Genomic DNA, 20925 nt, shown 5'->3' on the forward strand with positions numbered 1-20925 from the left:
TGGAGACACACAAAATGACACATCCCGCACAGCCCAAGGCCAGCCACTTCATCAACGGCGAATACGTCGAGGATACCGCCGGCACCCCGATCCCGGTGATCTATGCCGCGACAGGTGAGCAGATCGCCACTGTCTACGCCGCCACGCCGGCAATCGTCGAACAGGCGCTCTCCACCGCCAAGGCGGCCCAAAAAGAATGGGCCAAGATGACCGGCACCGAGCGCGGCCGCATCCTGCGCCGCGCTGCCGACATTACGCGCGAGCGCAACCATGAACTCAGCGTTCTGGAAACCTACGACACCGGCAAGCCGCTGCAGGAAACCCTGGTGGCTGACGCCACCTCCGGCGCCGACGCGCTGGAATACTTCGGTGGCCTCGCGGGCTCCCTGACCGGCGAGCACATCCCGATGGGCGAGGACTGGGTCTACACCGTGCGCGAGGCGCTGGGCCTCTGCGTCGGCATCGGCGCCTGGAACTACCCGACCCAGATCGCCTGCTGGAAAGGCGCACCGGCGCTGGCCTGCGGCAACTCGATGGTGTTCAAACCCTCCGAGACCACGCCGCTTTGCGCCCTGAAAGTGGCCGAGATCCTGCACGAGGCCGGCGCCCCGGCCGGTATCTATAACGTCATCCAGGGCATGGGCGAGGTCGGCGGTGCGCTGGTTGCCGACCCGCGTGTTGACAAGGTCTCGCTGACCGGCTCGGTGCCGACCGGCAAGAAGGTTTATGCCGCCGCAGCGGCAGGCATGAAACACGTCACCATGGAACTGGGCGGCAAGTCGCCGCTGATCATCTTTGATGACGCCGACATCGACAACGCCGTCGGCGGCGCCATCAACGGCAACTTCTACTCCTCCGGCCAGGTCTGCTCCAACGGCACCCGAGTGTTCGTGCAGAAAGGCATCAAGGAGAAATTCCTGGCCCGCCTGGCGGAGCGTACCGGCAACGCCATCCTCGGCGACCCGATGGATGAGGCCACCAGCTTTGGCCCGATGGTCACCGAGAACCAGATGAACATCGTTCTGGGCTATATCGAAAAGGGCAAGGAAGAAGGCGCCCGCGTTGTCTGCGGCGGCGCGCGTGCGGACATGGACGGCTACTACATCCAGCCGACCGTCTTTGCCGATGTGACCGACGACATGACCATCGCGCGCGAGGAAATCTTCGGCCCCGTCATGTCCGTCCTTGACTTCGACACCGAGGAAGAGGTGATCGCCCGCGCCAATGACACCGAGTTCGGCCTGTCCGCCGGCGTTTTCACCAACGACTTCAGCCGCGCCCACCGGGTGATCGGCCAGCTGGAAGCGGGCAGCTGCTTCATCAACTCCTACAACGATGCGCCGGTCGAGGCGCCGTTCGGCGGGGTCAAGGCATCGGGTGTGGGCCGCGAGAATTCGAAAGAGGCGATCAAGCACTTCAGCCAGGTGAAATCCGTCTACGTCCGCATGGGCGACGTCGAAGCGGCGTTCTGAGCCGGGCAGTAAGAATGGCAGGTGCCGCTGCGGCGGCCCTGCACCGAACTAAGGCAGAGCCGGGCAGGCGGGCAGCCCCCGGTCTCAGCGACGGAGAGAAGAAATGAACGCGGATTATGTGATTGTCGGAGCCGGCTCTGCGGGTTGTGCCATGGCCTACCGGCTCAGCGAAGCCGGCAAAAAGGTGCTGGTGATCGAACACGGCGGCACCGATGCCGGGCCGTTTATCCAGATGCCGGGCGCGCTCAGCTACCCGATGAACATGCCGTTTTATGACTGGGGCTACAAATCCCAGCCCGAACCGCATCTGGGCGGCCGTGAGCTGGTCTGCCCGCGCGGCAAGGTGATCGGCGGCTCCTCCTCGATCAACGGCATGGTCTATGTGCGCGGCCACGCAGGCGACTACAACCACTGGGCCGAGTCGGGCGCCGCAGGCTGGTCCTATGCCGACGTGCTGCCCTACTTCAAACGCATGGAAACCTGGAACGACCGCGGCCACGGCGGCGATGCGGACTGGCGCGGCAAGGACGGTCCGCTGCATGTGACCCGCGGCCCCCGCGACAACCCGCTGCACGACGCCTTCGTCAAGGCGGGCGAGCAGGCGGGCTACCCGGTCACCTCCGACTACAACGGTGAGCAGCAGGAGGGTTTCGGCCCGATGGAGATGACGGTCTACAAGGGCCGCCGCTGGTCCGCCGCCAACGCCTATCTGAAGCCCGCTCTGAAACGCGAGAACTGCGACCTGATCCGCGCCTTCGCCCGCAAGGTGGTGATCGAGGACGGCCGCGCCGTGGGTGTCGAGATCGAACGCGGCGGCAAGGTTGAGGTGATCCGCGCAAATGCCGAGGTGATCCTGGCCGCGTCCTCGCTGAACTCCCCCAAGATGCTGATGCTCTCGGGCATCGGTCCGGCCAAGCACCTGGCCGAGCATGGGATCGACGTGGTCGCCGACCGCCCTGGCGTCGGCCAGAACCTGCAGGACCACCTGGAATTCTACTTCCAGTTCGCCTGCAAGCAGCCGATCACCCTGTTCAAGTACTGGAACCTGCTGGGCAAGGGCCTTGTCGGGGCCCAGTGGATGTTCACCAAGACCGGCCTGGGCGCTTCGAACCAGTTCGAAAGCGCCGCCTTCATCCGCTCCGACAAGGGCGTCGACTACCCCGACATCCAGTACCATTTCCTGCCAATCGCGGTCCGCTATGACGGTCAGGCGGCGGCAGAGGGGCATGGCTTCCAGGCCCATGTCGGCCCGATGCGCTCACCCTCGCGCGGCGAGGTCACGCTGGCGTCGAAAGATCCCAAGGACGCGCCGAACATCCTGTTCAACTACATGTCGACCGAGCAGGACTGGATCGATTTCCGCAAATGCGTGCGCCTGACGCGCGAAATCTTTGCCCAGGACGCAATGAAGCCGTTCCTCAAGCACGAGATCCAGCCGGGCACCGATCTGCAAACCGACGACGAGATCGACGGCTTCCTACGCGAGCACGTGGAAAGCGCCTATCACCCCTGCGGCACCTGCAAGATGGGCGCGGCGGATGATCCGATGTCGGTCGTTGACCCGGAATGCCGTGTCATCGGTGTCGACGGCCTGCGCGTTGCCGACAGCTCGATCTTCCCGCGGATCACCAACGGCAACCTTAACGGCCCCTCGATCATGACCGGAGAGAAGGCCTCCGACCACATCCTGGGCCGCCGCCTGCCGTCCTCCAACGCAGAGCCGTGGTTCAACCCGAACTGGCGTGAAGCGCAACGCTGATCCTGTTGCACTGCCAGCAAGCCGCCCGCCACCTCCCCTTTGTGCGGGCGGCTTACTTTTTCCTCAAAAATCAGCGCCTTTCCCGCATCTTTTGATCCGCGTCAAAGTGGCGGGCCGGGGAAGGCAATACCCTGCAGACGACCCTAGGAAGAAGGAGCGAGCAGGTGTCCAACACTCCCCATGAACTGGCCGAGGAATTCCCGGAAAAAGCGGCGCTGATGAGCCAGCTGAAACAGTCGGATGCGCATTTCGCCAAGCTGTCGGATGAATACCACGAAGTGAACCGCGCCGTGCACCGGGCGGAAACCAACGTGGAGCCGGTCAGCGCCCAGGCCGAAACCGATCTGCGCAAACAGCGTGCCGCGCTGAAGGATGAGATCTGGGGGATCCTGTCGAAGGCCTGAGACCTTCAGGCAGGCGGTAAAACGCAGGGGGCACCAATGGTGCCCCTTTTCTATCTTTCCCCTTCGGCCTTGCTGCAAGGGGCGGCTGCGCCAATTACGCGCGGGTGAAATCCATGGTCCAATTTGTTTCCCAGGTCTTGCCGCCGTCCCGTGACATGGCCTGTTCCCATCGCGGTGTTTCTGTGTCCGTTTGCAGCCACAGGAACCGGATTGACACGGGTTCGCCGCGCAGCGTGTCCTCTGCAAAGAAAGATCCGGTGCCGTCCTCGAACCTGCCAACCACGGGAACATCCAATTGGTGCGGGGCGTTTGCCGACAGCCACCAGATCGCCCAGGTCCCGCTGGCAGGATCAAAAGACCGCAAGGCAATGGCGCGGTACGCTCCCCCGGGGAAGTTGAGAAGGTTGTCTTCCACATTGCCATTGCCGCCCAGTACCGCCCGGGTTTCCGAGGTTCCCTGAAACTCTTCCCATTCGCGGCAGCCAGTCAGCCGCTCTTTCAGCCTGCGGTGACGCACATTCCAACGGCCGGTTTCAAAATCGAAATCCCGGGATGTGCTGAGCTTCTCTTCCATGGGGTGCCTTTCTTCCGATGGTGAATTGCGTTCCTGTTTTGTTCTCAATTGCTGAAAAAGTCAACGATACCCTCGCGCTCAGCAATTGATTGGACGCAGGACAGTCCGCGTGCGTTCTTTTGATGGGTGATGCCTTCTTTGCGCGTTTCGCTGGTTCTGCCCTCATTTCTGCCGCGCAGCCGAGCGCCTCTTCGCCGCTCACGCGGGAATGGCGCTCTGGTTTCAACCTATGTGCGAATCGCAGTTGCCGGATTGATCTTGATTTGGAGACAGTGTTCAAATTCAACAGGGAATGTTGGAAGGATTCTCCGTAATTTCCGGCAAATCAGGTTAAATTAAGGCAAATTCGTCAAAAATGTGACCGGTCGCTCTATATCTTGCCTGCAGCAGGAAATACGGTCTCAGAGTGCCTGCTGTGCAGTTGTGTGAAGGAGTAAACCAATGGGACAGGTCTATCAGCCGGGGCGCTGGCAAGAGATCGAAGGCGTACCCGACGAAACCTCTGATGCGGACATGCTGGCAGCGGTCCGCAGCGTGGTCAGAACGGCCGCTGAAGACCCGGTGCAAGAGCAGAAACCCGCTCCCGGCCGGGTGCAGCAATGGCAAACAGCCGAAGCAGTTCAGCCCAATCAGCCGCCGCGGGCAGCGGCCGCAAAGGACCGTGCGCTGATGTCCCGCTTGCTGAACCGTCTGCGCGCCTGAATTTCCCGCTTCCTCGGCCAAGGATGCTCGATTGTCCTTGGCAAATATCCTGAAAGAAATTTGCCGCCGCCAGCGGCGCCCTCAGCTTACCTCATAGGGCAGAACACCGCGCTGGTCGGTGTTGATCGTCAGACGCCGTTCCAGCGGCGGCACAGAGCGCTGGTGGCAATCCTTGCGCTCGCAGATGCGGCAGGAGATGCCGATCGGCTCATAGGCGCTGTCCTGGCTCACATCCATCCCGTCCGCATAGACCAGCGCGTCCGCGTGGCGCACCTCGCACCCCAGGGCAATCGCATAGCGCCGCACCGGCGCGCCGAACGAGCCGCCCGGCTTGGACACATCCCGCGCCAGCGAGATATAGCGCACCCCGTCCGGCGTCTCCGCCAGCTGGCGCAGGAACCGGCCCGGGGTCTCAAACGCCCGGTGAACGTTCCACAGGGGGCAGGCGCCGCCAAAGCGGGCAAATTGCAACCGCGTGGCTGAGTGCCGCTTGGTGATCGTTCCCGCCTGATCCACCCGCACAAAAAAGAACGGCACCCCCTTGGCACCGGGACGCTGCATGGTCGACAGCCGGTGCGCAATCTGTTCAATCGAGGCGCCAAATCGGATCGCCAGCAGCTCCAGGTCATGCCGGCAGGCCTGCGCCGCCTCCAGAAACCGTGTGTAGGGCATCAGCGCCGCACCCGCGAAATAATTGGCCAGGCCGATCTTGGCGATGGCGCGGGCCTCCTCGCTTTGAAACTTTGCAAAATCGAGGGTGGCTTCCAGCAAGGTGTTCTGCCCCAGGAGCGCCACCTGCAGTAGCATCTGGAACAGCTGCGTCTGCGGCGCGGAGCGGTTCGACAGATGCAGCACCTGCGCCTCGGCGTCGTAATGGCGCAGCCCCTCCATTTCGGTCTGGCGCACCTTGATACCGCCGCGCTCCAGCTCTGCAATCGCTGCCGCGCGGATGTCGCTGGTGGCCGCAAACCGCTCAGCAGCGTGGTCCACCGCGTCGATGTAGTTGTCGCAGTAGTGGAAGAAATCGCGCACCTCTTCCCATGGGCTGGCCTGAATGCGCGCATCCTCCCGCCCCAGCGCCTCATCCAATGAGGCAAGGCGTTCATGGGTCTGCCGGTAGGCCCGGTGCAGCGCCAGAAACGCCCGCGCCAGCGCCGGCGCGTTTGAGGCGGTCAGCCGCAGATCCGCCAGCGGCGGCGCATCATCGGCAAACACCGGATCCGCCATCGCCTCGCGCATGTCACTGACCAGCCGTTCGCTGTCCCCAGCTGACAATTCGGTCACATCCATGCCGAATTCCTGCGCCAGCGCCAGCACCACCGTGGTTGACACCGGGCGGTTGTTGTTCTCCATCTGGTTCAGATAGGGCAGGGAGACCCCCAGCTTGGCAGCAAAATCCTTTTGCGTCAGCTCCAGCCGCTGCCGCATCTCGCGCAGCTTGGCGCCTGCGTAAAGTTTTTGGGTGGCCATGAGGTGAGCCTTTGCAAATCCATTTCTTGCGAATGGTATAATTGCAAACTCACCCCTGCAAGCCCGTGACCGGGATCATGCGCGGATCTGCCGCTCCCGCCAGACCACCAGCAGAATGGCAACCAGCCCCATCGTCGCGGTGGCGAACATGATCACCAAAAGCGGCACCGCGGTCGATCCCGGCACCAGCAGCATCCCCGCAAAGGCGCTGAGCGCGGCGCCTGCGCCGATCATGATGGCGCCGCTGAGGCCTGAGGCGGTGCCTGCCAGATGCGGCCGCACCGAAATCGCGCCGGCAGTTGCATTGGGGATCGCCATGCCGTTGCCCAGCCCGACAAAGCACATCAGGCCAAAGAAGGTGAACACGCTGTCTGCGCCTGCCATTGCAATCAGCAGCGACATCAGAACCCCGCCGCCATTGATCACGCAGCCCCACAGCACCATGCGGTTGACGCCTAGCCGTGTGGAAAACCGTCCGGAAATGAAGTTGCCGGCAAAATACCCCACCGCAGGCGCCGAGAACCAGACGCCCAGCTCCGCGGTGCTGAGGCCGTAGACCTCGGTGCCGACAAAAGGCGCGCCGCCCAGATAGGCAAAAAACGCACCCGACGCCAAACCGGACGACAGCGAATAGCCCCAGAAACGCGGCGAGCGCAGCAGTTCCGGATATTCGCGGAACTGCGCCACCAGCGTCTTGCCGCTCTTGTGCGCGGTTTCGCCGAAATCGCTGAAGGTGATGAGCAGCGTCGCCGCGCCGACCAGGAACAACAGCCAGAAATTGGCTTGCCAGCCCATCCACTGATCCAGGAAGCCGCCAATGGCGGGGCCGATCATCGGCACCACCGCCATGCCCATGGTGACATAGCCGATCATGCTGGCGGCTTCGTTGGTGTCATACATGTCGCGCACCGCGGCGCGGCTCAGCACCATGGTTGCGGCCACCGCCGTCTGCGCCACCCGGAACAGCAGGAACAACTCTGCCGTCGGCGCAAATATGCAGCCCAATGTGGACAGCAGGAACAAAACGATGCTGATCAGAATGACCGGACGCCGCCCCATCTGGTCGGAAATCGGCCCTACAAAGATCTGCACCACCGCATTGCCCGCCAGATAGAGCGCCACCGACAGCTGCATCACCCGGTAATCCACCGCGTAATACTCTGCCATCCCTGCCAGCGACGGCAGATGCAGGTTCATGCCAAGCGCAGACAGGCCTGCCAGCAGGATCAGGGTGAAAATGCGCGGAGGCGTCCGCTGGCCAGGGGCCCGGGTATCATATGTGGACATACCATCGGGTTAGAGCAGTCGGCCGGGGTTGTCCATCTGCCGCATGTGCAGCGGCGCACAGGGGTGACGCCGCGTCAGAAGACACTTGCCTGCCAAACAATGCGCCGCCTATGCTGGGGGCACTACTGCATTTTTTCTTGTTTTTCAGTCCCGTCCTATTTGCTGCCGAGGTGATCCATGGCCAATGCCCCCGATCCGCTTGCCAACAACCCTGCCATCCGCCTCTGGGCTGAACGCTTCTATGACGCCAAGGCGTGGGACATGCCGGACACGCCGGAAGCCGGCGGGGAGGTGCTGGAAGCGCGGCGCACCACGGCACTGGCAGAGCTGGACAAGACCGGCGTGCCCGCTGCACTCAGCTCGGGTGCCCGGCGCAGCCTGGCCGGCGGGCGCAAGGCGCTGAAAAAGCAGATCCTAGGCGCTGACGCGGCGGAGGCCTTTGATCAGATTGACAGCGGCATTCAGGCGCTGAAAGACCAGATCACCGCCCAACTGGCCATTGCCGCCGCCCGCGGCAAGGCGCAGGCCGCGCTTGCCGCGGCAGAGGAAAAATTCGCCAAGGAGCGCGACAGCCTTGACCAGGGCGCGTTCACCTTCCTCGAAATTCTGATCAAGGCCGCGCAAAAGGCCATGGCCGCCGCCGTCTCAGCCGCCGATTTCGAAGCGGTGGAGGCGCAGGCCAAGGACATCGCCGCCAAAGCAGAGGAGGCCCGGGCCTATGGAGTCTTCTTTGACAATTGGACCCGTGCCACGCTGTTGCTGATCAAGCCGATGGATGATCCGGCCAAGGAAACCGCAACCACCGAACGCGCGGCACGGATGGCGGCCGCGGCAGCGCTCTCGAAGACGGGGGATTTCGATGGTGCCAAGGCGGCGCTGGAGGTCTGGAAAAGCAACCTTGATACCGAGGACCACCTGGCGGCTGCTGTCAGCTTCGACGCCCTTCTGTGCGGCTACGAAGCAAATCACCACAAGCGCTGCCAGAACATCCTCAGCAGCCAGTTGCGCGACACTGGTGACTTCCGCAATCACCTGAAAGACGCCAAGAAACTGGCCTATGAAGACAGCAAGTTCCCGGAGGCAGAGGCCAAGCTGAACGCCCTGATCGCCTATGGCACCAAGGAGCGCGCGGCACTGGCCAAGTTCCTGCGCGGGTTTGATATGTCGATGATGCCGAATGCGGAGTTCCGCAATGCGGTGCTGGCGGCCCAGACCAAGCAGGCCGCTGCCGGGGACAATGATCCCAAGAAAGCGCTCAAGGATCTGAAGTCCTGGGTCAATTCGCATCCCGCGATCATGGGGCAAAGCTATTCCACCCAGATCCTCAAGGCCCTGCAGAAGCGCTATGACGCGCTGAAGCAAGTGCTGAAGGAGCCTGAGCTGACAGACTTGAACACCACCTGGGAGGCGCACAGACTGCTGGCCGAGGCCGGTGACTTCGACATGAACACCGGTGCGCCGCAGCACCACGCCAAGCTCGATCAGCTGTTCAAGCTGGAAGCGATAACCGACAGCCGCCGCGAAATGGACGCGATCCTGCGCCGGCATCCGGCGGCGGAGGGGTATGATTTTCACAGGCCGGTGACCGATGCCCTGGCCGGGGCGAACTATCCGGCGGCAGTTGCGGCTGCGCCGGGGGCGCTGGAAAAACTGCAGATGATGCCAGGCTATCTTGCCCTGCGCCAGACTGCGCTGGACTTGCTGGCCGCGCTGCCCGGTGATCCGGCAGACCTGCGCAGCACGCTTGATGACGCAATGCAGGCGGCAGACCTCACCGCCCGCGGCGGCGACCCGGCCAAGGCAGCGTCGGACCTGCGGGGCGTGCTGGACGGAACCGACTATCTGGATCTGGCGCTTGCCATGACCGACTACAATGCCAAACTCGCCAAGGTCCAAAAGGAACACACCCGGACCAAGAAGTATCTCAAGCTGCCGGAGGCCGAAAACGCACTGGACGCCTCGCTCAAGACCGCCACCGACCGGGCCGGTGATGACGGGGAGTACGGCGACGCCTTCCTGCTGCTCGATCAGCACCTGACGCTTCTGAAGCAGGTGAAGCCGATGGCGACCGCACGGTTTCAGGTGCAGGGCATTCTTGGCGCGCTGCGGCGGGCAGGGGTGGAGGCGGAAAAACTGGACCCGTTCGAACTCCGCGCCGCCGCCGCGGAAGCAGAGGCCGCCAAGCCTGACTTTACCGAAGCCAGAACGCTGTTTGACGCGCTGCGCGGGGATCTTGCCGATCTCAGCACCGAGACGGCAGAAGCCTGCGAAGCCGCGGATGGGGCAGGCAGCAACGCAGGCCACTCCCTGGACCGCCACGGTCCGGATGTCAGCGACGAGGACCTGATCACCCGCCTCAAGACCGGCAAGCCTCCGAACGCCCATTCCGATGATGAGCGCTCCTATACCGGCGCCTCGTCCAAGTTCCACAGCCCGCAGGACTGGCTCGCGGGGCGCGAGCTGGCGGCGCAAGCGGCGCTGGCCAACGGCATCGACATCACAGAGACGGAAATGACTTTCACCGGGGATCCGCTGACCGACCCGGACGAAAACGCCGATTTCACCGTCGAGCACGGCCGCCCGATCGATAAGGCCTATATCGGCCACAAGAAACATGTGCGCCTGGATGACAGCGGCGAGCCGATCTCCGACAAGACCTATGAAACCTTCGAGGAGATCGAGGGGCTGACCCGCGCCTATGTGAACTTCATCTGGGAGCCGGAGCTTTTGCCGGACGAGACCACCGGCCACCCCGCGCCGGGCACGCATTACGACGAGGAAAAAGCGCAGGATAACGCCGACTACGTGGCAAAGTACACCACCCGCCACGGGGCCCCGCCAGCCCGGATCAGGGGCCGCTGGGTGATGATGCAGCAATACCCGGTCGCTGACGGCTGGGACAACGAAACCAAGACCTACACCAATGGCAATCCGGGGAACATGATCCCATGAAAATCCGCAAGGAACTGATCGAAGGCTACACGCGGCTCCTGACCATGGGGAGGGCTGTGAATGCGCCTGATCCGATGGCTGATCTGGCGCAATTCGACGCCGACATCCGCGCCATGCACAAACGCGCCCATAAGGAGGGCAACCTGGATTGGCTGCGTCTCGCTTTGGATGCGCTAATCGCCAGTCCGGACGGGCGCATCAGCCAGTTTGCAGGTCAGCAGTACCCGTTTTCCGGCCCGGAGCTGGAGGCGCTGTTCCGCCGTGCCTATGGCATGATCTGGCCGGACCAGCCGCTGTCAGAGCCCGGTGACGAGGCCGATCTGGAGTTTGTCGAAATGAGCGCAGAGGAGTGGGACGCCTTCACCGGCGCCTGAGGGAATTGCCATGTCCGACCAGTCTTTTGACGCCGATGCCGTCCTGAAACTCATCAAGAAATCCAAGGCCTCCGGTAAGGAGCTGCCCTTTGCCTTCGGCTTGGGGGCCAAGCCCGAGAACTGCGGGCTGATGATCGACTTGCGTAAGCCGGGCAAGGTGCTGCGCGGCGACCTGAAGAAAATGCCGGGTATCAAGAAAACCTGCTTCGGCACCCTTCGGGTGGAGGAGAACGAGGTTCTCTTGCAGCCCGTAAAACCGCTGAAGGGCATCGTCAAGCAGCTCAAGAAGCGGTTCATGAAGGAGGGAATGGTCAAGTTTAAACCAGTCCTGATTGGCCCCGACGGCAGCGTAATTGACGAGGAAGCCTTGCCGGATGACGACGCCGAAGCGCAGGAGACCGCCGCACCGGCGCAGGCGGACGACGGTGTTGCCGCAGCTCTGAAGCAGCGCATCGCCGCTGCTGCGGAAACGGTAAAGGCGCTGGGCAACCCGGATCTTACCGGTAAGCTCGCGCCGGAAGTAAAGGCCAGCGTCAAGCTCTTGGGGCAGGGCGATCATGAGGGCTGCGCCGCCCGCCTGACACGTCTGGAGGCAGCACTGGCCAAGCTTCAGGGGCAGTCTGCAAAACCCTCATCAGATCAGGAGCAGTCGGCCCGGCTCAGCAAGCTTCTGAAGGAACAGGCAGCCAGGATCAAAGCGCTGCCGCCGGAAAAGGCCGCACCTCTGGCGGCCCGGGCCAAGGAAATTGCCGCACAGCTGAAATCCGGCGCGCTGGGGGATGCCGCCGCTGGATTGAAGGTGCTGGCACAGGCCCTGAAGACCCCGGCTGCGGCTGAAGCGCCCGGGGAGGATGTCATGGCAATCTGGCAGGCCGCCAAGGAAGACGTGGACCGCGGCATCTCCGTATTGCAGGCCGCGCTGCGCTCCCAGAACCATCCGGTGCTGGCGCGGATCGCTGATGCCGGGCTGGCAGGCGTCACAGGCGGCAATCAGACCGCGCTGATGAAGGCGCTGTTCGAGATGAACTCCGCCGGCGGCGAGGCCCGCAAGACAGCGGCGCAGGCACTGCTGGCGCAGGTTGCCGCCTACGGCAAGTTTCTCAAGGATGATCCGGTGATTGCGCTGGTGGAGGAGAACCCCTTTGGCATCTCCGCGCCAGTCCGGGCGCCGCTGGGCAACGCCCTGCGCCAGATCGCCGGAATTGCCAAGGCCGCCTGACCGCCGCTTTCCGGTCCTGAGAAGGGGCCGGAAGTTGTCCTCTGACTTTGCTAATTTTCAACTTTGCCAACCGCGTATGCAAACGGTTTGCAAATTTGCGATAATGTCCTTTGGCTTCGCCGCAGCGCAATATATGGTCGCGCTGAAACTGACAGGGGACATGAGCCATGAAAGACATTCTTTCCGAGCTGGAAGACCGCCGCCAGGACGCGCGGCTGGGCGGCGGCCAGCGCCGCATCGACGCGCAGCACGGGCGCGGCAAGCTGACGGCCCGCGAACGGATCGAACTGCTGCTGGACGAGGGCAGCTTCGAAGAGTTCGACATGTTCATCGCCCACCGCTGCACCGATTTCGGCATGGAAAACAACAAGCCGGCCGGCGACGGTGTGGTCACAGGCTGGGGCACTATCAATGGCCGCCAGGTCTATGTCTTCTCTCAGGACTTCACTGTGCTGGGCGGCTCGGTCTCCGCGACCCATGCCCAGAAGATCTGCAAGATCATGGATATGGCCGTGCAGAACGGCGCGCCGGTCATTGGCATCAACGATTCTGGCGGCGCCCGCATCCAGGAAGGTGTCGATGCGCTCGCAGGCTACGCCGAGATCTTCCAGCGCAACATCATGGCCTCCGGCGTGATCCCGCAGATCTCTGTCATCATGGGCCCCTGCGCCGGCGGCGCGGTCTATTCGCCCGCGATGACCGACTTCATTTTCATGGTCAAGGACACCTCCTACATGTTCGTGACCGGCCCGGACGTGGTGAAAACCGTGACCAACGAGGTGGTGACGGCTGAGGAACTGGGCGGCGCCTCCACCCACACCAAGAAGTCCTCCGTCGCGGATGGCGCCTTTGAAAACGATGTCGAAGCCCTTGCAGAGGTCCGCCGCCTGGTCGACTTCCTGCCCTTGAACAACCGCGAAAAGCCCCCGGTGCGCCCGTTCTTCGACCAGCCTGGCCGGATCGAGGAAAGCCTGGACACCCTGATCCCGGAAAACCCCAACAGCCCCTACGACATGAAGGAGCTGATCACCAAAGTCGCGGATGAGGGGGATTTCTATGAGATTCAGGAAGACTTCGCAAAGAACATCATCACCGGCTTCATCCGCCTTGAGGGCCAGACCGTGGGCGTCGTCGCCAACCAGCCGATGGTGCTGGCGGGCTGCCTCGACATCGATTCCAGCCGCAAGGCTGCCCGTTTCGTGCGCTTCTGCGACTGTTTCGAGATCCCGATCCTGACCTTCGTCGACGTGCCGGGCTTCCTGCCGGGCACCTCCCAGGAATACGGCGGCGTCATCAAGCACGGCGCCAAGCTGCTGTTCGCATATGGCGAAGCCACCGTGCCCAAGGTCACTGTGATCACCCGCAAGGCCTATGGCGGCGCCTATGACGTGATGGCCTCCAAGCACCTGCGCGGCGATTTTAACTATGCCTGGCCGACCGCGGAGATCGCGGTGATGGGCGCCAAGGGCGCCACCGAGATCATCCACCGCGCCGACCTTGGCGATGCGGACAAGATCGCGGCCCACACGGCGGACTATGAAGACCGTTTTGCCAACCCTTTCGTGGCGGCGGAGCGCGGCTTCATCGACGAGGTGATCATGCCCCAGTCCACGCGCAAACGGGTCAGCCGCGCCTTTGCTTCCTTGCGGGGCAAGCAGCTGAAAAACCCGTGGAAAAAGCACGACAACATTCCGCTGTGAGTGGGTAAATGACGGATCAGAGCGAAATCGAGGCAGTGACTTTCGGTGCAGATCGCACGCCGCTGGAATATCTCGATTTCTTTGAGATTTCCAACGGCTCCGATGCTCGCGAAGTTATGCTTGCCGTGTTCCGCTCTGATCTTGGCAGCATACTGAATGCCCGTGCGCCATCTCCGCAGGAAGCGGCGTCGATACGCCAAACCGTCTCTCTCATGGTGCAGCTTGCCGCTACGACTGACGCAGGCCTTCCTGACGACTACTTCGTGGAACTGGCAGACGGAGCTGAGGCAGACTACCGGACCATTCCGCCAACGCGGCGGGTGGTCTTTGGCCTCGACAACGAAAGCTGGCAAACCGCCGATCTGAACCGGATTGAAGTGTCTGAATGAACCGCACCCCCTGGCATATCACCCGCACGGACGGCGCCCTGACGCTGTCGCGCCGCCTGCCTGCGCGGTTCGACGTGGCGGTGGAAACGGTGCTGCCTGCCGCTGATCCCCTGCGGCTGGCGCACCAGATCCGCCAGGACATGTGGCGTAAGCTGCAGTCCCTGCGCGGTTTCTCCCCGGTGGTCGAAATAACCGCCGAAGGGCAGGGGCTGCGGGTGCGTGCAGGCGGCCAGGTGATGGGCCGGGTGCCCGCCAATGCCGCCGGGCAGATCGCGGACGTTCTGGATAACCCCGCCCGCCGCGCCCGCTGGATCCGCCATGCCAGCCGGGTGCAGGGCGCCCAACTGCCCGATTCCCGTGCAGATGCGAAGGATTCGCGCAGAATCGCGGCAAAAATTGACATGAAGAGCGAATCAGCGTCATGATCCGCCCCAGCCGATATCAGACAGCGCGCGCCACTTGCGCAGCGCCTGCAGCTCCGGCCGGAGGAGCCCGGGCAACCGGGGGCCGGGGCTGCGGATATCTGGCGGCGATCCCTCTTGTTTTCTGGACTTTAACCGCCGCCGCGGCGGATGCCGTGCTTGTTCCCTCGGGCCAGCCGGTGACGCTGTCGGAGGTGCTGCTGGACGATGCCCCCGGCCAGCCCGGCGAAACCTGGGCGCGGTTCCGCTTCCTGGCGCCGCAGATCGCCCGCGGCACCGGCACCGTCAGCTATGAAGCAGCGGCCCCCGACATGGACCATCTCTGCGGCAGCATCGCGCTGCCCTATCTGGCCGAGCACGGCCTGTCCGCGGCGCGGGTGGTGATCTCGCTTTCCGACCGGATGGTGCCCTTTGGCGCCCAGGACCCTGAGGCGACGCAGTTTTTTGAGGCCTACCGCCCCGAAGGCGCAGCCTGCATGTGGGAGGCTTTCTGATGTTTCCACAATATCTTGCGGGCCATGGGCTAAACCGGCGGAATCTTGCGGCTTTGCAGCCACAGCCCGGTCAATTGCCGCGATTTGCATGTGACTTGCCTGCAAAGCCGGGTATCCTCGCCGCGGGCAGCCGCGCGGCTGCCTTTGCATTGAGGTTGAGGCACGCGGACGGCAGCGCCGCCGCAGGTTTCTCAAAATTTATCAGGAGACAGAAATGTCCAAGAGCATCAAGCTTATCGCCCTGGCAGGCCTGCTGGCCGCCGTCACTGCCTGCGCCCAGCAGGAAGAAGAGTTCGTCGTTGTCGAGCCGCAGCCGGTCAGCGAAGAACCGGTTTTCACCGGCAAGTACAACTAATCACTTCAGGGGTCCGGCCCTGCGGCCGGCCCCCGCCGCCCCGTGGGGTGCCGGACCGGAGGCACCCAAATGCTGAAACACCGCGGGTTTCCGGGCCGTATGCCCGGCACAGATTTTCAATTCACCATCCGCCGCCCCAACCCCAAAGGGGTCACGCCGCTGACCCGGCGCGAGCGCTTCCGCGACCGCAAGAACGTCGACAGGCGTGTCGATCAAACGTTCATGCAGGCGCTGTGGGAACATTTCGGCGATCAGCCGTTTGAGCGCGGCAACCTTGATGCTGGCCGTCTCAGCTGGCTGTTCGGCCGCGAGGTGATCCCGGCCGAAGATCCCTTTGATCCCGAAAGCTATGAGGCGCTGCTGGTCATCAACGAGGCGGTTGCGCGCGCGTCCTTCCCGGAGGCGTTTGACTGATGGCGCGGCCCCGGACGCATATGATGGCAAAGGCACCGCGGATTGCTCCGCGATGCCTGCTGCAGCGTCCGGGGCGCCGCGTCTCAGAAGTTCAGCTGCACTGCCAGCTGGACACGGTCACCGTCGAACGTATTGCCGGAAGCCGCGTCATTGCGTTCGCCGAAGATGTACTCGGCGCTGAGCGTCAGATTGTCGGTGGGGCTGTAGAACGCATTCACGTGAATGGTCTCCAGCTCAGTGAACGACAGGCTGCCGGTCGAGGTCGCCAGATCGTAATCCTCGCGCCCGTAGCCGATACCGACGTTCCATTTGTTGCCGATGTCCTGGCGGAACTCGAGGGTGTAGCCCTCGACGTCGTTTGCCTGGCCGCCGACAATGGCATCGCCAACGCCGATCAGCAGCGGGCCAAGGGCTTCACCGTTCACATAGGTGGCCTGGAACAGCCCGCCGTCCCACGGGGTGATAGAGCCCGACAGGGTGACACCGGTCTGGTCCACTTCAACGCCGCCGCTTTCGATGGTGCCGGTCAGGCCGGCAATCCGTGCCGTGAACCGGTCATTGCTGTACTGCGCAGCTGCGGTGAACACCGGATCGCTGGACGCGGAGCTGTTTTCCTCCAGCGACAGGCTGTAGTCGAAGCCCTCGCCAAAGCTGTTGCTGTAGCGGATCTGCGGCACCCGGGCAAAGGCAATGCCGACCGGCCCGTTGAACTCCACGCTGGTGGGGTACTGCCCCAGCGGCATGAAGTTGGTCCAGGTCTGCCCGAAGGTCCAGTGATCGCCGACCTGGATGTTGGCATGGCGCAGCCGCAGTTCGGACCGGCCGCCCGAGGCAAACAGGTCGAATTCCAGCTGCCCCTGCAGGGTTCCGATATCGCTTTCGGTGGTCGTGCGGATACCCAGACGCGACTGGCGCACCGTGGCGCCGAAGTCGCCGTCGGTGGCGTTGACCGGCTCGCCGATATTGTTGACGAAGGCCGTGTCGCCTTGGATGAAGTCAAAGTCGTAATAGAAATCGGCCTTGGCATAGCCGTAAATATCGACCGCCGTATTGCCCAGCCGGAAATCGCCGGGGATGCTGGCTGCCTGCTGGTTTTCGGCCTCCAGGGCCTCGATCCGCGCGCGCAGATCCTGCAGTTCGGACGTGGTGTCCGCCTGCGCCAGACCAGCGCTGCCGGCAAGTGCAGCAGCAGCCAGGACAAAGCGTCCCTTAAGCACCTGTTTCATGGGGTTATCCCTCCTCCTTCAGTGACGTGCGGCCACGCTTCCACGAGAAAAACGAGGGGGGAAATGACGTTGAGGCGAGCCGCTGTGAGGATTCGCGCCCGAAAACGTGACAGATCCTCGCGGCGCAGTCCCGCCGCTGTGACCCGTCAGTGCAAGCTGTTGGCGCTGCCGGTTTTTTCCCGCGGCGGCCTGCCTTTCCGCTCACGCGCTGCAACCGGCAGCACTGCGGCCGGGGCTGTCTGGCGCCAGTCTTGTCACAGCGATGTGACGCCGCTGACGCGCAATCGCGCCGGACGCCCTGCTCAGCCCGGCAATTTCGGCGTGAAACTGCACATGCTTTGCGTGTTTCAGCAGGAATCTGCCAAAAACCGGGAGCCCTTGGTTCAGGGGCTTACAGCCGCCGCCCGCCGGTGCATCGTAAGTCAAGCAGCGCAGCCACGCTGCTGTGCCGAGCATCTGTTCCGGCCCCTTCGCCTGAACGGGCAGGTACGCGCCCCCATCCGCGGCCTGCCCGTCTTTTATCCCCTTCAGGCATTGGCGGAAGCTTGCCGTATCTCCCCCCCGGTGCGGCAAGCCTCCGCTCAACATCCGCAGTTTGTGTCCGCAGCGTTGCACCGTTCCCTGCAGCCTGCAAATTCGGCCGGGACAGTAACGTCCCCGGAAGAAGGAACCTGGACATGCGGGCAAAATCTCTCATCGCGGCGCTCTCGCTCTGCGGCCTCGTGGCGGCCTGTGGCGACACCACCGGCGAACGCATCATCTACGGCGGCGGCGCAGGTGCGCTTGGCGCAGCCGTGCTGGATGCCAACCTGGTCACCGGCGCCGCTGTCGGCGTGGCCGCAAACCTCATCTACTGCGAGCAAAACCCGCGCAAGTGCTGACGCACCTGCCGCCGCTCTGAACAGCAGCCCGTCGCGGGCCGCTTCTGACATCGCGCAAACGCCGCGTCCGGGCTCTCCCCGGGCGCGGCGTTTTGCATTCCGGAAGACCAAGGAACAAGGGACTGCCTATGTTTGATAAGATCCTGATCGCCAACCGGGGCGAGATCGCCTGCCGTGTGATCAAAACCGCGCGCAAGATGGGTATCAAGACCGTCGCCATCTACTCCGACGCCGACAAGCAGGCCCTGCATGTGCAAATGGCCGACGAGGCCGTCCACATCGGCCCGCCGCCCGCCAACCAGTCCTATATCGTCATCGACAAGGTGATGGAGGCGATCCGCCAGACCGGCGCCCAGGCCGTGCATCCGGGCTATGGCTTCCTGTCCGAGAACTCCAAGTTCGCCGAGGCGCTTGAGGCCGAGGGCGTTGCCTTTGTCGGCCCCCCGAAAGGCGCGATTGAGGCGATGGGGGACAAGATCACCTCCAAGAAGATTGCTCAGGAAGCAGGCGTTTCCACTGTGCCCGGCTACATGGGCCTGATTGCCGACGCTGACGAGGCGGTGAAGATCTCCAACGAGATCGGCTATCCGGTGATGATCAAGGCTTCCGCCGGCGGCGGCGGCAAGGGGATGCGGATTGCCTGGAACGACGAAGAGGCCTGCGAAGGCTTCCAGTCTTCCAAGAACGAGGCCGCGAACTCCTTTGGCGACGACCGGATCTTCATCGAGAAATTCGTCACCCAGCCGCGCCACATCGAAATCCAGGTGCTCTGCGACAAGCACGGCAACGGCATCTACCTGGGCGAGCGCGAATGCTCGATCCAGCGCCGCAACCAGAAAGTCGTCGAAGAAGCCCCGTCGCCGTTCCTTGACGAGGAGACCCGCAAGGCGATGGGCGAACAGGCGGTGGCTCTGGCCAAGGCCGTGGGCTACTCCTCGGCAGGCACCGTGGAATTCATCGTTGATGGCGACAAGAACTTCTACTTCCTGGAAATGAACACCCGCCTGCAGGTGGAGCACCCGGTCACCGAGCTGATCACCGGCGTGGACCTGGTGGAGCAGATGATCCGTGTCGCCGACGGCGCAGAACTGCCGATGCGCCAGGAAGACGTCAAGCTGACTGGCTGGGCGATCGAAAACCGCCTTTACGCCGAAGATCCGTATCGCGGCTTTCTGCCCTCCATCGGCCGCCTGACCCGCTACCGCCCGCCGGCGGAAACCGCCGCAGGCCCGATGCTGATCAACGGCAAGTGGCAGGGTGATGCGCCTGCGGGCGAGACCGCCGTGCGCAACGACACCGGCGTCTATGAGGGCGGCGAGATCTCGATGTATTACGACCCGATGATCGCCAAGCTCTGCACCTGGGCACCGACCCGCGAGGACGCCATCGGCGCCATGCGCACCGCGCTCGACAGCTTCGAGGTGGAGGGCATCGGCCACAACCTGCCGTTCCTGTCGGCAGTGATGGACCACCCGATCTTTATCGAAGGCTCCATGACCACCGCCTTCATCGAGGAACAGTATCCCGACGGTTTCGAGGGTGTTGAGCTGCACAGCGACGATTTGCGCAAGATCGCCGCCGCCTGCGCCGCGATGCACCGGGTTGCCGAAATCCGCCGCACCCGCGTCTCCGGCCGGATGGACAACCACGAGCGCAAGGTTGGCACCGATTGGGTTGTCGCCCTGCAGGGCCAGTCCTTCAACGTGGTGATTGACGCCGACCGCGAGGGCGCCACCGTCAATTTCGAGGGCGGCGGCAGCTACCGTGTGACCTCTGACTGGACCCCGGGCGACCAGCTGGCCACGCTGAATGTGGACGGCGAAACCCTGGTGCTGAAGGTCGGCAAGGTGACCCAGGGCTTCCGCGTCCGTTCCCGCGGCGCCGATCTGGCCGTCAAGGTGCGCACTCCGCGCCAGGCTGAGCTGGCCGAGCTGATGCCGGAGAAGGTCGCGCCCGATACCTCCAAGATGCTGCTGTGCCCGATGCCCGGCCTGATTGTGAAGGTCGACGTCGAAGTGGGGCAGGAGGTCCAGGAGGGCCAGGCACTTTGCACCGTCGAGGCGATGAAGATGGAAAACATCCTGCGCGCGGAGCGGAAAGGCGTGGTGTCCAAGATCAATGCGGCGGCGGGCGACAGCCTGGCGGTCGACGATGTGATCATGGAATTCGAATAATGCACCTCGGGGCAGGCACATATACAGCCGGGCAGGCGGGTTTTCCCGCCCCTGCAGTTGTGCCTGCCCCGCATTTGCTGGTGCCGTGCACCAAATCTTCAGGTTTTTATGCGACATTGCGGGCGTTTGACGATCCCAAGGTGCCGCATGATCCGTCTCCTGACCTGTCTATTGACCGCTTTGGCCGTGCTGTCCGCCTGCGCGCTGGACAAGGAAGAGGCCTTGCGCGCCCAGCTCTCTGCCTGGGTGGAGCTGGGGGAGACGTTCTTTTTCCAAAGCTCGATGAGCTGCACCGCAGCGGTGTTTCACACCGCGGAAAATCCGCGCATCACCTCGCTGGTGGACCGCGCCCGCTCGCTCAACACCGGCATGAAAATGCTGGAGACCGGCAAGCCGGTGATGTTTGCCGTGGCCGGAAAATCCCCCAATACGGTGACAGAGGAAATCATGTCCCGCGACCTGCCGCAGGGGCTGGGGGTGCTGAATTCCGGGCTGGCGGGGGTCGGCTGCATGACCGATCTGGTCAAATCCGTCTATTACCAGGCAATCCGCAATCCGGGCTCCAGCCTGGTGTTCGTGCCGGAAACCGGCGCGATGGTGGTGCTGGACAAGCAGGCGATGGCGCTGATCTACGTCCGCGGCAACGGCTGACACGCG

The 20925-nt window shown here is 63.4% G+C and carries 20 protein-coding genes; 16 read left to right on the plus strand and 4 right to left on the minus strand.

Going from position 1 to position 20925, the window contains the following annotated elements:
* Positions 1-14 precede the first annotated feature (14 nt).
* From betB to N6L27_RS17610, 3 genes are all read left to right on the plus strand, one after another.
* Positions 15-1472, plus strand: coding sequence for a betaine-aldehyde dehydrogenase (betB, locus tag N6L27_RS17600; protein WP_271908644.1), 1458 nt, complete (start codon positions 15-17; stop codon positions 1470-1472).
* Positions 1473-1575: 103 nt separating this feature from the next.
* The gene (gene betA / locus N6L27_RS17605) at positions 1576-3231 is read left to right on the plus strand and encodes a choline dehydrogenase (RefSeq protein ID WP_271908645.1); all 1656 of its coding nucleotides are present in this window, start codon (positions 1576-1578) and stop codon (positions 3229-3231) included.
* 164 nt (positions 3232-3395) lie between these two features.
* Complete coding sequence (locus N6L27_RS17610; protein ID WP_019295698.1) at positions 3396-3635, plus strand: YdcH family protein; 240 nt, start codon at positions 3396-3398, stop codon at positions 3633-3635.
* Between the two features lie 94 nt (positions 3636-3729).
* Here the strand turns inward: N6L27_RS17610 and N6L27_RS17615 are convergent, their stop codons facing one another.
* A complete protein-coding gene (locus tag N6L27_RS17615; protein ID WP_271908647.1) occupies positions 3730-4209 on the minus strand; it encodes a DUF1579 domain-containing protein in 480 nt (159 codons plus the stop codon).
* Positions 4210-4650: 441 nt separating this feature from the next.
* Here N6L27_RS17615 and N6L27_RS17620 point away from each other — a divergent pair, with 441 nt between their 5' ends.
* Positions 4651-4911, plus strand: coding sequence for a hypothetical protein (locus N6L27_RS17620; protein ID WP_271908649.1), 261 nt, complete (start codon positions 4651-4653; stop codon positions 4909-4911).
* Positions 4912-4992: 81 nt separating this feature from the next.
* Here the strand turns inward: N6L27_RS17620 and N6L27_RS17625 are convergent, their stop codons facing one another.
* Both N6L27_RS17625 and N6L27_RS17630 read right to left on the minus strand, forming a co-directional pair.
* Positions 4993-6381 carry a helix-turn-helix domain-containing protein gene (locus N6L27_RS17625; RefSeq protein ID WP_271908651.1) on the minus strand — a complete coding sequence of 463 codons (1389 nt, stop codon included), beginning with the start codon at positions 6379-6381 and terminating at the stop codon, positions 4993-4995.
* A 75-nt stretch (positions 6382-6456) separates the two neighbouring features.
* Positions 6457-7668, minus strand: coding sequence for a multidrug effflux MFS transporter (locus N6L27_RS17630; protein WP_271908653.1), 1212 nt, complete (start codon positions 7666-7668; stop codon positions 6457-6459).
* A gap of 177 nt (positions 7669-7845) precedes the next feature.
* On the opposite strand from N6L27_RS17630, the gene N6L27_RS17635 reads away from it, so the two are divergent.
* The 9 genes from N6L27_RS17635 (at position 7846) to N6L27_RS17675 (ending at position 15987) form a co-directional block, all read left to right on the plus strand.
* Positions 7846-10620, plus strand: coding sequence for a hypothetical protein (locus tag N6L27_RS17635; protein WP_271908655.1), 2775 nt, complete (start codon positions 7846-7848; stop codon positions 10618-10620).
* Complete coding sequence (locus tag N6L27_RS17640) at positions 10617-10994, plus strand: hypothetical protein (protein WP_271908657.1); 378 nt, start codon at positions 10617-10619, stop codon at positions 10992-10994. The genes N6L27_RS17635 and N6L27_RS17640 overlap by 4 nt, the downstream gene beginning before the upstream one ends.
* 10 nt (positions 10995-11004) lie before the next feature.
* Complete coding sequence (locus tag N6L27_RS17645) at positions 11005-12213, plus strand: hypothetical protein (RefSeq protein WP_271908658.1); 1209 nt, start codon at positions 11005-11007, stop codon at positions 12211-12213.
* 167 nt (positions 12214-12380) lie between these two features.
* On the plus strand, positions 12381-13913 hold the full coding sequence (locus N6L27_RS17650; protein ID WP_039186168.1) for an acyl-CoA carboxylase subunit beta: 1533 nt from the start codon (positions 12381-12383) through the stop codon (positions 13911-13913).
* An 8-nt stretch (positions 13914-13921) separates the two neighbouring features.
* Positions 13922-14302 carry a hypothetical protein gene (locus N6L27_RS17655; protein ID WP_271908659.1) on the plus strand — a complete coding sequence of 127 codons (381 nt, stop codon included), beginning with the start codon at positions 13922-13924 and terminating at the stop codon, positions 14300-14302.
* Positions 14299-14727 carry a hypothetical protein gene (locus N6L27_RS17660; RefSeq protein WP_271908661.1) on the plus strand — a complete coding sequence of 143 codons (429 nt, stop codon included), beginning with the start codon at positions 14299-14301 and terminating at the stop codon, positions 14725-14727. The genes N6L27_RS17655 and N6L27_RS17660 overlap by 4 nt, the downstream gene beginning before the upstream one ends.
* Before the next feature lie 107 nt (positions 14728-14834).
* Entirely contained in the window at positions 14835-15218 is a 384-nt protein-coding gene (locus N6L27_RS17665; RefSeq protein WP_334312507.1) for a DUF6497 family protein, read from the plus strand.
* A gap of 214 nt (positions 15219-15432) precedes the next feature.
* Entirely contained in the window at positions 15433-15573 is a 141-nt protein-coding gene (locus N6L27_RS17670; RefSeq protein ID WP_222502801.1) for a hypothetical protein, read from the plus strand.
* A 69-nt stretch (positions 15574-15642) separates the two neighbouring features.
* A complete protein-coding gene (locus tag N6L27_RS17675) occupies positions 15643-15987 on the plus strand; it encodes a hypothetical protein (protein WP_271908667.1) in 345 nt (114 codons plus the stop codon).
* A gap of 83 nt (positions 15988-16070) precedes the next feature.
* Here N6L27_RS17675 and N6L27_RS17680 read toward each other — a convergent pair whose 3' ends face one another.
* Positions 16071-17213 carry a DcaP family trimeric outer membrane transporter gene (locus N6L27_RS17680; RefSeq protein ID WP_271908669.1) on the minus strand — a complete coding sequence of 381 codons (1143 nt, stop codon included), beginning with the start codon at positions 17211-17213 and terminating at the stop codon, positions 16071-16073.
* 677 nt (positions 17214-17890) lie between these two features.
* Here N6L27_RS17680 and N6L27_RS17685 point away from each other — a divergent pair.
* The 3 genes from N6L27_RS17685 to N6L27_RS17695 all read left to right on the plus strand — a co-directional run bounded on the left by N6L27_RS17685 (position 17891) and on the right by N6L27_RS17695 (position 20919).
* Entirely contained in the window at positions 17891-18094 is a 204-nt protein-coding gene (locus N6L27_RS17685; protein WP_039186172.1) for a hypothetical protein, read from the plus strand.
* A gap of 128 nt (positions 18095-18222) precedes the next feature.
* Positions 18223-20268, plus strand: coding sequence for an acetyl-CoA carboxylase biotin carboxylase subunit (locus tag N6L27_RS17690; protein WP_271908670.1), 2046 nt, complete (start codon positions 18223-18225; stop codon positions 20266-20268).
* A 147-nt stretch (positions 20269-20415) separates the two neighbouring features.
* Positions 20416-20919: a hypothetical protein gene (locus tag N6L27_RS17695; protein WP_271908672.1), complete on the plus strand. Its 504-nt coding sequence runs from the start codon at positions 20416-20418 to the stop codon at positions 20917-20919.
* Positions 20920-20925 lie beyond the last annotated feature (6 nt).

This window comes from Leisingera sp. SS27, assembly GCF_028368855.1.
Classification (GTDB): Bacteria; Pseudomonadota; Alphaproteobacteria; order Rhodobacterales; family Rhodobacteraceae; genus Leisingera.